This is a genomic window from Nonomuraea sp. NEAU-A123 (assembly GCF_018603905.1).
In the GTDB taxonomy this organism is placed as follows: Bacteria; Actinomycetota; Actinomycetes; order Streptosporangiales; family Streptosporangiaceae; genus Nonomuraea.
Map to the genome: position 1 here is coordinate 114752 of NZ_JAHFZZ010000023.1, position 12096 is coordinate 126847.

Consider the following 12096-nt stretch of genomic DNA (forward strand, 5'->3'; position numbering starts at 1 on the left):
GGGCGTAGGTCACGACACTTCGACGAGTTGCCACTGCTGATCGAGCGCGCCCGTGTCGCTCCACTGGACGACCCGGGCGCCGTCCGCCGTCGAGGACTGCCACACCCCCAGGACCTTGCCCGCGTGGCGGTTCACGATCTTGTAGTAGGAGCCGACCGGCACGAGTTGCCACTGCTGGTCGCCGCCGTTGTTCTCGACCCACTGCACCGCGTTCGCCCCGTCCTCGGTGCTGGTGGCCCAGATCGACAGCACGCGGCCACTGTTGCGGTTGAACAGGGTCCGGTAGCCGCCGCCGACGTCGGTCACGTGCCAGTGCTGGTTGTGCCCGGCGTTGTCAGCCCATAGGACGGCCTGCGCCCCGTCTTGGAGATTGGCCTGGTAGACGTCGAGTGCCTTGCCGCTCAAGCGGTTGATGAGCTTGTAGTAGGGGCCGGCGGAGTGGCCGAGATCCACGTCCCCGTAGTAGACGCTGTTGCGGGTGCCGAGCCAGAAACCCTCGACCGACAGGATGAGCACGCGGGCGGATCCGCGGACGTACTGCAGCATCCGGCTGTAGCCGCGAGGCATGGTGGTGTGCACCGGCGTCCACGCGCCGGCGCCGTTGTTCGTGTTGATCCGGATGTCGCCCGAGCCGTAGGAGTTGTAGGCGAGCCGGCCGTTCGGCAGCGTCATGATGAACGGGCTGCCGCCGAGGTCGATCGTCGTTCCCCCGTTCGGGGCGTTCCACGACTCCGGATTCGACGAGATCTTGAAGTTGTTGGGCGTTCCTGACTGCCCGACCATCTCGAACACCATGATGTACTGCCCGTTCGCCATCCTCGTCACGACCGGCATGCCGGGGCGTAGCGTGCGGTCGGCCATCGCGACGTCCTCGACCACCCCGCCCCAGCCGACGCCGTTCGCCGACGCCTGGTGGACGATCTTCTGGTCGTGGGCGGCCTTGTCGCGCTCGTCGGAGTAGTACGCGATGAGCCTGTTGTTCGCGACGATGAGGTACGGCTCCCAGATCGGTGTGGGGTTCGCGCTGCCCCACTCGCCGCCGCCGACGGCGACCTCGCTGACCCAGGTCCAGTGGAAACCGTCGTCGTTGCTCTTGTAGAGCTGGATCGACGTCGCCGAGCGGTCCGGCGGCGAGACGATGCCGGCCAGCAGGATGGTGCCGGCCGGCATGCTGCCGATCGCCTGCGGCAGGACGTAGAGGAACGGGTTGGTCCAGTTGCTGCCCCAGTGCCTCGGTGACGTGTCCGCCACCGAGGCGATCTTCGTCCAGGATCGTCCGTCGTTCGTGCTGCTGAAGATCGGGAACGTCTGCCCCTGCGCCGGCTGGTTGTCGTCCTCGAAGCTGGCGAGAATACGCCCGCTGGTGGTCTGCGCCGACTTGGCGTACGTCGTGCAGTAGGCGCGGTTGCAGTCGCCTGACGGCGAGAACAGCACCGACGGCCCGAACGCGTTGGCGGGCGCCGGCAGCGTGAGTGCACCGACCGCGAGCACCAGCACGAGCAGTGCCGACCACGGTCTGCGTAACAACCTCATGTGATCTCTCCTCAACTAGATCGAGATAGCGGGACTCCTGTCGTGACGAGCACCCGCACGTCCCACGCGCCGAGGTCGAGCGCGGTGCCTGCGGGGACTGAGGTGCCGTCCACGACGTCGGACAGGTCGGCCGGGGCCTCGACGCGGGCGGGGTCCCAGCTCCAGTTGTGCGCCACGTGGACGCGGCGCCCGTCCGGGGACGCCCCGGTCGTCGCGGTGACGGACGCGGGCAGGCCCCGCCAGCCGCTGACCGCGGCGGGCGCCAGCCAGACGGCGAGCATTCAGATAGTCGTACAGCTCCGGATCGGTCGGCTCGGCGCCGAGCGTGAAGCGGGTGGCTCGCAGTTCGCCGTCCTCGACGAGCTCCAGCACGCCGACCCAGAACGGCCCGTCGAGATAGACGGACAGCGTCACCATGGTTGCCCTCCAGCGGGAATGCCGAACGACGGCCTGACGAGGCCGCTGCCGGCACACCGGACATCCCTGGAAGGGCGGATACGGGAAGCGTCGCCCGGGCTACCGAACCGGGCCGCGTTTTCGTGTGCGTCACCAGACTAGCGCCCAACGCCGACTAGGATCCTGTGCCATGACCCAGCTTCCACTGCGGGCTCTGCTCGCGAGCGCCCTGGGCCGCAGTGCCGCCACGCTGTCGAGGATGACCGGGCGCGGCGACGGCTCGGTGATCGGCGGTCGGGTCGGCCTGATGCTCGAGCCCGATCTGCTCCGGCAGCTCGCCCGTGACCGCAGGCTGGCCTTGGTCAGCGCCACGAACGGCAAGACCACCACGACCCGGCTGATCACCTCGGCGTTGCTGGAGCTCGGCGAGGTGGCCACCAACGCGTTCGGCGCCAACATGCCCGCGGGTCACGTCTCGGCGCTCTCCCTGCACAAGGACGCCCCCTACGGTGTGCTGGAGGTCGACGAGAAATACCTGCCCGAGGTGCTCGACACCACCGGCGCTGGCGTCGTCTGCCTGATGAACCTCAGCCGCGACCAGATGGACCGCGCCGCCGAGATCTGGCTGCTCGCGCAGAAATGGCGCAGGGCGCTGTCCGGCAAGCCGACGCACGTCATCGCCAACTGCGACGACCCGCTCGTCACCTGGGGCGCCTCGACGGCGGCCAAGGTGACCTGGGTCGCGGGTGGCCAGCGCTGGAAGGAAGACTCCTGGTGCTGCCCCGAGTGCGGGGGGCCGCTCGACCGCAAGGACGCCGACTGGGCGTGCCGGGAGTGCACGTTCCACCGGCCTGAGCCGCAGTGGGTCCTCGACGACGACGCGGTGATCGATCCGCGCGGGCAGCGGTGGGTGCTCGACATCCAGCTGCCCGGCCTGGCCAACCGGTCCAACGCCGCGATGGCGCTGGCGGTGGGTGAGGCGTTCGGGCTGTCGGTCGAGCGGGCGCTGCCCCGGCTGCGCGAGGTCACCTCGGTCGCGGGCCGCTACACCACGGTCGAGCGGGACGGCCGCTACGCGCGGCTGCTGCTGGCCAAGAACCCGGCGGGCTGGCTGGAGGCGTTCGACGTCTCCGATCCGCAGCAGCCGATCATCCTCTCGGTCAACGCGCAGGGGCCCGACGGGCGTGACACGTCCTGGCTGTGGGACGTCGACTATCGCATCCTGCGCGGCCGCCCGGTGTTCGTCACCGGCGAGCGGCGGCTGGACCTGGCGCTCCGGCTCGACGTGGCCGAGGTGCCGTTCGCGCTCTGTGCCACGTTCACCGAGGCGCTGGCCATGCAGCCGCCGGGCCGCGTCGACGTGATCGCCAACTACACCGCCTTCCAGCAGATCCGATCGGAGTTCGGTCGTGCCGTCTGACAGCGCCCTTCGCATTGTCTGGATCTATCCTGACCTGCTGAGCACGTACGGCGACCAGGGCAACGTGCTCGTCCTGGAGCAGCGGGCTCAGCGCAGGGGCATCGAGACCGAGACCGTCTACGTACGGTCGGCCGACCCGGTGCCGGAGACCGGCGACATCTACCTCATCGGCGGCGGCGAGGACCGCCCGCAGATCCTCGCGGCGGCGCGGCTGCGCAAGGACGGTGGGCTGCACCGCGCGATCGCGCGGGGCGCGGCGATGCTCGCGGTCTGCGCGGGCTACCAGATCATGGGCAGTACGTTCGGCGGCGAGGAGGGCCAGCCGGTCGACGGCATCGGCCTGCTCGACATCGCCAGCTCCCGCGGCCCCTCGCGGGCGGTCGGCGAGCTGGTGGCCGAGGTGGACGCCGAGCTGGGGCTGCCGACGCTGACCGGCTTCGAGAACCACATGGGCGTCACCCGTCTCGGCCCGGGCGTCAAGGCGCTCTCCCGGACGAGCGTGGGGGTCGGCAACGGAGACGGGTTCGAGGGGTGCTACGCGGGGCACGTCGTCGGGACCTACCTGCACGGGCCCGCGCTGGCCCGCAACCCGGCGCTCGCCGACCTGCTGCTCTCGTGGCGCGCGGGCGACCTGGCCCCGCTCGACGACACCCGCTATGAGCAGCTCCGCCGGGAGCGTCTCGCCGCCGTTCGGGCCAACTGATCTAGAGTTACGGCACAGCCCGGCCGGCCCCAGTCGCCGACCATGGCCGGGCGCCTCCAGGGATACGGCCGCTGATCCCGCACAGGGCCGGGCGCCGTTACGAGGTGTTCTCGGCCGCCCGCGTGGTCAGCGCGCCGGCCTTGGCGTGCAGGTAGCGCTGCTGCTGGAGACTGCTCGTTCGCCGCGCGGCCGCCTCGTACGCCGCACGGGCCGCCCGGTGGTCCCCGGACATCTCCTGCAGGTGCGCCCGGACCGCGTGCAGGCGGTGGTCCTCGGCTATCCGGGCGTCCTTCTCCAGTTCGTCGAGCAGGGCGAGACCCGCTGCCGGGCCTTCGACCATGGCGGCCGCGACGGTGTGGTTGAGCGTGACCACCGGGTTGTCGGAGAGCCGCATCAGGAGCTCGTACAGCGCCTTTATCTGCGGCCAGTCGGTCGCCGCCGCGGTGGGGGCCTCGTCGTGCAGGGCGGCGATCGCCGCCTGGAGCTGGTAGGGGCCGGTCGGGCCGCGGGGGAGGGCGTTGGTGATGAGGGCGATGCCTTCGGTGATGTAGGACGTGTGCCAGAGGGTTCGGTCTTGTTCGGCCATGGGGATCAGGGAGCCGTCCGGGCCCGTACGCGCCGGTCTGCGGGCGTCGGTCAGGAGCATGAGGGACAGCAGGCCCGCCACCTCGGCGTCGTCCGGCAGCAGGCGGTTGACCAGGCGGGTCAGGCGGATCGCCTCGGTGGTCAGCTCGGTGCGCTGGAGGGCCGGGCCGGAGGTGCTGGCGTAGCCCTCGTTGAAGATCAGGTAGAGGACGTGCAGCACCGCGGCGAGCCGTTCCGCGCGATCCTCGCCGGAGGGCATGCCGAAGGGGAGGCCGCTGTCCTTGATGCGGTGTTTGGCGCGGGTGATGCGCCGGGTCATGGTCGCCTCCGGGACCAGGAACGCCCTGGCGATCTCCGCGGTCGTCAGGCCGCCGACGGCCCGCAGGGTGAGCGCGATCTGCGACGCGGGCGACAGCGACGGGTGGCAGCACATGAACAGCAGGATGAGCGTGTCGTCGGACTCCGCCGCCGGCCGGTCCGCGGCGGGCGCCAGCCACTGGTCGGGCAGGGTCCAGCGTGAGACGGTGTCCTCGCGCTGCCGGCGGGCCTGCTCGCTGCGTAGCAGGTCGGTCAGCCGACGCGAGGCGACCGTGATCAGCCAGCCGCGCGGGTTGTCCGGAAGGCCCTCTTCGGGCCACTGCAGGGCGGCCGCGAGCAGCGCCTCCTGCGTCGCGTCCTCGGCCGTGGCGAAGTGCCCGTAACGCCGTACCAGCGCGCCGAGAACCTGCGGCGCCAGCCCGCGCAGCAGGTCCTCGACCTCGCCGCCGGTCACAGCTCCTCGAAGCTCCCGGCGATCGGCCGCACGTCCACGTGCCATTCGTGGGTCAGGGTCGCGTTCGCGGGGTGGGGAGTGCCGGCCAGTCGCGCGGCGATCTCGGTCGCCCGGTCGAAGCTCGCGCACTCGACGATCGTGTAACCGGCCAGGACCTCCTGCGTTTCGGAGTAGGGGCCGTCGGTCACGACCGGCACCCCGTCCTTCAGCTGGACCCTCCTGGCGTGCACGGGCGCGCTCAGGCCCTGCGCGTCCACGAACTCCCCGGACTCGACCAGGGCGTTGTTCCAGGACTCCATGAAGGCGTGCATCGCCGCGACGTCCTCCCCGGACCAGACCGGGTTGTCGGGCTTTCCGGCCAGGTTGTCGTAGTCGCGCTGGCTGCCGAACATCATGATCATGTACTTCACGATCTCTCCTCTCGGTCGGCACCACCGCGGTGCCTCACATCAGAGACGTCGGAACCAACGGACCGCTCCGGACAGCTAGTACACGAGAGCCTGGGCGCCCTCTGCCACGGCCTCCTCCACGAAGGTGGAGGCGCCGGCGATGCGGATGCCGGGGATGAGGTCGTCGGCCGTGATCTCCCGCCGGGCCGCACACTGGGTGCAGACCGTCACCCGGCCGCCCGCCAGCACGGCGTCCAGCAGGTCCGTGAGCGGAGCGGCATGGGCCAGGTTGAACTCCTTGGCCCTCCCCGGCAGCCCGAACCATGCGGACTCCCCGGTCAGCCAGAGAGAGACCGGAACACCGCTCGCGAGCGCGGCGGCCGCGACCGTGAACGCCTGGTTGCAGCGCTCAGGGGCGTCGGCCCCGGCGGTCACCTTGATCACCAGTGATCGTGCCATGTTCGTCACCCTAACGCCCCTACCCGCCGGCCGCCTTCGGGCGGGGCGGCCAGGTCCGTGGGCCAGTACAGTTTGATGCCATGGAAGATGCTGATGTCCAGGTGCCGGTGCATCCCGATCTGGAGCCGATCGCGTTCCTGATCGGCCGCTGGGAGGGCGCCGGTGTCGGGGGTTATCCGACGATCGAGAGCTTCAACTTCGGTCAGGAGATCGAGTTCGGCCACAACGGCAAGCCGTTCCTGTCGTACGTGAGCCGCACCTGGCTGCTCGACGACGACGGCAACCGGGTCAGACCCCTCGCCACCGAGTCCGGATACTGGCGGCCGCAGCCCGACCGGCAGATCGAGGTGCTGCTGGCGCATCCGACCGGCATCGTGGAGATCTACATCGGCGAGGTCGTCTTCCACAAGATCGAGCTGCGCACCGACGTGGTGGCGCGCACCGCCTCGGCCAAGGAATACACCGCGGGCACCCGCCTGTACGGGCTGGTCAAGGGCAACCTCATGTGGGCCTATGACATGGCCGCGGTCGGGCACCCGCTCACATCGCACATGTCGGCGGAGCTCAAGAAGGTAGCTTGATCCATATGAGCACCCCTTTCACCGCTGAGGCGGTCGAGGCGATCAAGCGGCACATGAACGACGACCACGCAGGCGACGCGCTGATCATCGTGCGCGGGCTGGGCGGGCGGCCCGACGCGACGACCGCGGTCACCAGCGGGGTCGACGGCGAGGCGATCGAGTTCACGATCGACGGCGGCGAGCGGGTCAGGGTGTCGTGGGGGGAGACGCTGACCGAGCGCCCGCAGGTGCGGATGGCGGTCGTCCGCCTCTACCGCGAAGCCTGCGACAAACTCGGCATCCCGGCCCGGGGCGAGCACTGACACAGGGCATGAAGAAGGGCCCCAGGCGGCGTTCCACTCGTGATTGAGCGGGCCGGATGGACCACGGACGGGACAGGAATCCCGCCCTCCGGCTGCCGGGGGCCCCGGTGGTTGTCTCGAATTCGCCCAACAGACGAGACATCAGTCCGCGTCGTTAGCGGACAACCACCTCGCTAGTCCAACTATGAATCACCATTGTTTGGACCACCTCCTTTCCGCGTACCCAAGAAGCTATGCGCTCGGTCGCGGAGGGGGCAAGCGATTAATACTCAGCCGTAGACTCGGAGGCATGACGGAGACGCAGTGGCACGAAGAACTCCGCGCCAAGGGCTACCGGGTGACCCCTCAGCGACAGCTCGTGCTCGAGGCGGTCAAGGCGCTCGAACACGCCACGCCCGAAGAGATCTCCGTCAAGGTGCGCGAGACGGCGCGCGGCGTCAACATCTCGACCGTCTACCGCACGCTGGAGCTGCTCGAAGAGCTCGGCATGGTCACCCACACCCACCTCAGCCACGGCGCCCCCACCTACCACCTGGCGGCCGACGCCGACCACCTGCATCTGGTCTGCCGGGGTTGCGGCGCGGTCAGCGAGATACGCCCGGAGATCGCCGACGGGCTGGTCAAGGGCCTGGACGAGGAGCTCGGCTTCGTGGCCGACGTACGCCACCTGACCGTCTTCGGCCGCTGCCGCGACTGCCGATAACCTGGAAGGCATGCGTAGCCCTCTGCTCGATCTCCCCGGTGCCGTCGCCGCCGACGGCCCCGACTCCGACGTAGCCGCCCACTACGGTGACCTGTTCGCCGAGCAGCGGGCGCTGGTCAAGGGCGAGGCGGTGGTCGACCGCAGCAACCGCGAGGTGATCCGCGTCTCCGGGGCGGATCGGCTGAAATGGCTCAACGACCTGACCTCGCAGAAACTCGACACGCTGGCTCCCGGCGAGTGGACACAGACGCTCGACCTCGACCTCCAGGGCCGCGTCCTGCACCACCTGACGCTGGTCGACGACGGCGAGACCGTGCTGGCGCACGTCGAGCCCGGCACCGCCGACAGCCTGGTGGCCTACCTCGACCGGATGCGGTTCATGCTCCGCGTCGAGGTGTCGCGCGCCGACGACCTGGCCGTGCTCTCGTCCGCGACCGAGGACTTCCTGGTGCCGCGCGCCGAGCTGCCCGACCACCTGGGCAGGCCGCTGGCCGGGCTCTGGGCGTACGAGGCGCTGCGCATCGAGCAGCACCGCCCTCGGCTCGGCTTCGACACCGACCACAAGACGATTCCGCACGAAGTGGGCTGGATCGGCACCGCCCTCCACCTCAGCAAGGGCTGCTACCGGGGCCAGGAGACGGTCGCCCGGGTCCACAATCTGGGGCATCCGCCGCGGCGGCTGGTCTTCCTGCACCTCGACGGCAGCGTTGACACGCTGCCGTCGCACGGTGCGCCGGTGATCTTCGAGAGCCAGGAGGTGGGGGTGGTCGGTTCCGCCGCCCGCCACCACGAGCTGGGCCCGATCGCGCTGGCCATGGTCAAGCGGACGGTGCCGGTGGACGCGCCCCTGCTCGCGGGTGGCGTCGCCGCCGCCCAGGAGGTCATCGTCCCACCCGACGCGGGCCGCAACGTCGCCATCGACCCGGCCATGCGCCGCCGCCTCCGATAACTCGATCCCCCGCGCGGTGCGGCCAGTTCGCCCCTCGCGGGGCGGCCCGTTTTTACCACCCCAACCATCCTGTACGGCAAGCATGGGGCACCCGCCACCCGCCGACCATGGCCGGGGGCCTCCAGGAATACGCCCGCTGATCCCGCACGTGGCCGGCCGCCGCTACGCGCGCGGGTAATGGGCCCAATACCCCTGCCAGGAGCCATACCGCCCGGCCAGGCCACGGAGCTCTCTGGCCGCCGGCGCGCAGGGCCTTCGACTGCGCAGATCATCTGCGCGCAGACTATATGTCGAGCACCAGCGTGATCGGTCCGTCGTTGACCAGGGACACCTTCATGTTCGCGCCGAACCTGCCCGTCTCCACCTGGGCCCCGAGTGCCCTCAGCTCCTCCACCACGGCGTCCACCAGCGGCTCGGCGACCGGTCCAGGGGCGGCGGCCTGCCAGGTGGGCCGCCGGCCCTTGCGGGCGTCGCCGTACAGGGTGAACTGGCTGATCACCAGGAGCGGCGCCGACACGTCGGAGCAGGACTTCTCGCCGTCCAGGATGCGCAGGCCCCAGAGCTTGGCGGCGAGCTTGCGCGCCTCGGCGCGCGTGTCGGTGTGCGTGACGCCGACCAGCACGAGCAGCCCCGGCTCGGCGATCGCGCCGACGGTCTCCCCGTCGACTGCCACGGACGCGGTGCTCACTCGCTGCACGACTGCTCGCATGGGAACCCATTCTGGCCCAGGACAAAAGCTTCGTAGACTGCGTGCCGAAAGGGGGCGAAATGTCGCTGGTTGTGGAGGTCGTTCGGTCCGGGTTCGTGGAGTCGACTCATCAGGTGCGCATGCTCACCATGGACGCGGCAGGCGAGCCGGTCGAGGCGCACGGCGCGGTGCACGTGCCGGCCTCGCCGCGGTCGGCGATGAAGCCGCTCCAGGCCGTCGGCATGCTCCGCGCCGGGCTCGCGCTCGATGGCGAACTCCTCGCGCTGGCCTGCGCGTCCCATTCCGGCGAGCCCTACCACGTGGACGGCGTACGGAAGATCCTGGCGGGGGCCGGGCTGGCCGAGTCGGCGCTGCTCTGCCCGGAGGACTACCCCGCCGACCGGGCGGCGACCGACTACGGCCGCGTCTACATGAACTGCTCGGGCAAGCACGCCGCCATGCTCGCCACCTGCGTGCTGAACGACTGGCCGCTCGCCACATACCTGGAGCCGGCGCACCCGCTGCAGCGGACGATCCGCCGCACGGTGGAGGAGCTGACGGGGGAGCGGGTCGCGGCCTCGGGTGTGGACGGGTGTGGCGCGCCGCTGTTCTTCGTCTCGATGGTGGGTGTGACGCGGGCCTTCCGCGCGCTGCCTCTGGGGGAGGCGGGCTCGTACGAGCGGCGGATCTTCGACGTCATGCGCGCGCATCCGGAGTGGACGTCCGGCACCATCCGGGCGGAGGCCGAGCTGATGCGGGCCCTGCCGGGGCTGATGGTCAAGGTGGGCGCGGAGGGGTTCGACGCGTTCGTGTTCGAGGACGGGCGGGCGGGTGCCGTCAAGGTCGAGGACGGCGCCCAGCGGGCCCGCATGCCCGTCACGGTGGCCGCCCTGCGCTCGCTCGGCCTGGACTCCCCGGAGCTGGACCCGATGGCCCGCCCGCCGCTGATGGGCGGCGGGCGCGCCGTGGGCGAACTACGCGTCCGCTGAGCGGCCTCTAGAGGGTGCGGAACTGGCGGCTGGCCGAGATCGCGCCCGAGGTCGTCGTGGTGAACGTCCGCATCGACCCGGCGAACTTGGACAGATCCCACTCTGCCGGGCCGTGATACCAGTACAGATTGTCGGAGTTGTGGCCATTGCCGGTGACCGAGGCGACGACCCGCGACCAGTGCTCCACGCCGTCGAAGATCACGGCGTACGGGAGATAGCGCGAGAACAGCTCCACCCGGTGCTGCTCGGGCACCTCCCCGAGGTCGCCGGAGAACAGGTACTCGCGGAAGCCCAGCGTGTGCGCCAGCGCGGCCGAGCCCTTGGCGGTCTTGGCGGGCATGTACTGCCCGCCGACCGCCAGGGCGCCGCCCGCGATGACCAGCGCCAGGCCCAGCAGGCCGTACGTGGTGAACCAGGCGAGCGCGACCGTGGCCAGCAGGCCCAGGCCGATGAGCGCCACGCCGATGATGGTCCAGCGCGTGCGCTCGGTGTCGGGACGGCGGGCGAACCACCCCTGCGTCACCACGTCGGTGTAGAGGGCGTCGCGGACCTTGCCCAGATGGCTGGCGAACGAGCCGGACAACTGGGACAGCAGCACCATGTCGCGCCCGTCGAAGATGGCGTCGTAGAGCGCCCGCTCGTACGGCAGCAACGTGTTGACCGGCGCGTTCGGCAGCCTGACCAGCGTCCAGTCGGGCGCGTCGTAGGCCTGCCGCGGCTGCTCGTCGATCCGCAGGTAGCCGCGGACCGCGAAGTCCACGATCGTCGCGGTGACGTCGACCACGTCGGCCTGTTCGTCGACGAGCGTGCCGATCTGGCCGGGCCGTACCCCGTCGGGCGGGGAGAAGTGCCCGTTCTGCACGGGGGCGACCGTGTTTCGCTCGTTTCCGGCGGCCCTGGAGTCGCGTCCGCGCGTCCAGTAGAGCAACCCGACGCCGCCGAGCAGGAGCACCAGCAGGGCGGCGAGCGCGCCGCCGGTGACGGTGTTCAGCGTGAAGGCGCCGGCCAGCGAGAAGCGCCGCTCCAGGATCGGCACGCCGCTGGTGGAGCCCTTGGTATAGCCGACGACCACGGTCAGCGCCTGGCCGGGGCCCACGTTCTGCTGCTCGAAGGCGGCCTCGGTGGCGCCGTGGTCCATGGAGGCGGACGTGCAGCCGATGGCCGAGGTCAGCTCGCCGGCGAAGCACGACAGGTTCTGTACCTGGCCGGGGCCGCTCACCTTGACCGTCGCCTTGGCGACCGGCGTGCTCCAGCCGTTCACCGCGAACCAGCGCAGCTCCTCGATGGCGCCCGCGGGCGTCACGGCCCCCTTGACGTCGTACTCGACGGTGCCCGGCGCCTTCATGGTCAGCACGTCGCCGGCGAGCGTGCCGCCCTTGACGTTGGAGATCTGGTACAGCCGGTCGTTGTCGTCGTCGAAGCGGGTCCTGGTGAGGAAGGTCCGCTTGAGCTCCCCCGAGCCGTTGCTGATCTTCTCCACCACATGTAGCGTGCCGTTCTTGGCGAGGCTCATGGTCACCTCGTCGGTGATCCCGGCCGCCGCCGTGGCGGGGACGGCGGTCAGCGATAGAGCGACGGCCCCCAGTATGGCCAGCGTGCGCCTGATACCCGTCATGGCGGCAAATCG

The 12096-nt window shown here is 70.4% G+C and carries 14 protein-coding genes and 1 pseudogene; 7 read left to right on the top strand and 8 right to left on the bottom strand.

Features of this window, described 5'->3' with window-relative positions:
- Positions 1-9 precede the first annotated feature (9 nt).
- From KLK06_RS46580 to KLK06_RS63325, 3 genes and pseudogenes are all read right to left on the bottom strand, one after another.
- Positions 10-1533, bottom strand: a complete 1524-nt coding sequence (locus tag KLK06_RS46580) for an RICIN domain-containing protein (RefSeq protein ID WP_214642171.1) — start codon at positions 1531-1533, stop codon at positions 10-12.
- Positions 1534-1544: 11 nt separating this feature from the next.
- Positions 1545-1814 carry a hypothetical protein gene (locus KLK06_RS46585; protein WP_250907080.1) on the bottom strand — a complete coding sequence of 90 codons (270 nt, stop codon included), beginning with the start codon at positions 1812-1814 and terminating at the stop codon, positions 1545-1547.
- A gap of 55 nt (positions 1815-1869) precedes the next feature.
- Positions 1870-1950, bottom strand: a pseudogene (locus tag KLK06_RS63325) (hypothetical protein); the annotation flags it as partial.
- 169 nt (positions 1951-2119) lie between these two features.
- Between KLK06_RS63325 and KLK06_RS46590 the strand changes: the two are divergent.
- Positions 2120-3349 carry a Mur ligase family protein gene (locus KLK06_RS46590; protein WP_214642173.1) on the top strand — a complete coding sequence of 410 codons (1230 nt, stop codon included), beginning with the start codon at positions 2120-2122 and terminating at the stop codon, positions 3347-3349.
- Positions 3339-4052 (top strand): type 1 glutamine amidotransferase, encoded by a 714-nt coding sequence (locus KLK06_RS46595; RefSeq protein WP_214642174.1) that lies wholly within the window; start codon positions 3339-3341, stop codon positions 4050-4052. The genes KLK06_RS46590 and KLK06_RS46595 overlap by 11 nt, the downstream gene beginning before the upstream one ends.
- 97 nt (positions 4053-4149) lie before the next feature.
- On the opposite strand, the gene KLK06_RS46600 is transcribed toward KLK06_RS46595, so the two are convergent.
- From KLK06_RS46600 to KLK06_RS46610, 3 genes are all read right to left on the bottom strand, one after another.
- Positions 4150-5454, bottom strand: a complete 1305-nt coding sequence (locus KLK06_RS46600; protein WP_214642175.1) for a sigma-70 family RNA polymerase sigma factor — start codon at positions 5452-5454, stop codon at positions 4150-4152.
- A complete protein-coding gene (locus tag KLK06_RS46605) occupies positions 5406-5810 on the bottom strand; it encodes a YciI family protein (protein WP_250907114.1) in 405 nt (134 codons plus the stop codon). The genes KLK06_RS46600 and KLK06_RS46605 overlap by 49 nt, the downstream gene beginning before the upstream one ends.
- Before the next feature lie 84 nt (positions 5811-5894).
- Complete coding sequence (locus KLK06_RS46610) at positions 5895-6257, bottom strand: DsrE family protein (protein ID WP_214642177.1); 363 nt, start codon at positions 6255-6257, stop codon at positions 5895-5897.
- A gap of 80 nt (positions 6258-6337) precedes the next feature.
- On the opposite strand from KLK06_RS46610, the gene KLK06_RS46615 reads away from it, so the two are divergent.
- From KLK06_RS46615 to KLK06_RS46630, 4 genes are all read left to right on the top strand, one after another.
- Positions 6338-6838, top strand: coding sequence for an FABP family protein (locus tag KLK06_RS46615; protein ID WP_214642178.1), 501 nt, complete (start codon positions 6338-6340; stop codon positions 6836-6838).
- 5 nt (positions 6839-6843) lie between these two features.
- A complete protein-coding gene (locus tag KLK06_RS46620; protein WP_214642179.1) occupies positions 6844-7140 on the top strand; it encodes a DUF2470 domain-containing protein in 297 nt (98 codons plus the stop codon).
- Between the two features lie 289 nt (positions 7141-7429).
- The gene (locus KLK06_RS46625) at positions 7430-7843 is read left to right on the top strand and encodes a Fur family transcriptional regulator (protein WP_214642180.1); all 414 of its coding nucleotides are present in this window, start codon (positions 7430-7432) and stop codon (positions 7841-7843) included.
- Positions 7844-7853: 10 nt separating this feature from the next.
- Complete coding sequence (locus KLK06_RS46630) at positions 7854-8792, top strand: folate-binding protein YgfZ (RefSeq protein WP_214642181.1); 939 nt, start codon at positions 7854-7856, stop codon at positions 8790-8792.
- A 283-nt stretch (positions 8793-9075) separates the two neighbouring features.
- On the opposite strand, the gene dtd is transcribed toward KLK06_RS46630, so the two are convergent.
- The gene (dtd, locus tag KLK06_RS46635) at positions 9076-9501 is read right to left on the bottom strand and encodes a D-aminoacyl-tRNA deacylase (protein WP_214642182.1); all 426 of its coding nucleotides are present in this window, start codon (positions 9499-9501) and stop codon (positions 9076-9078) included.
- A 59-nt stretch (positions 9502-9560) separates the two neighbouring features.
- Here dtd and KLK06_RS46640 point away from each other — a divergent pair, with 59 nt between their 5' ends.
- Entirely contained in the window at positions 9561-10469 is a 909-nt protein-coding gene (locus tag KLK06_RS46640; protein ID WP_214642183.1) for an asparaginase, read from the top strand.
- Positions 10470-10476: 7 nt separating this feature from the next.
- Here the strand turns inward: KLK06_RS46640 and KLK06_RS46645 are convergent, their stop codons facing one another.
- Complete coding sequence (locus KLK06_RS46645; RefSeq protein WP_214642184.1) at positions 10477-12084, bottom strand: DUF2207 domain-containing protein; 1608 nt, start codon at positions 12082-12084, stop codon at positions 10477-10479.
- Positions 12085-12096: the final 12 nt, after the last annotated feature.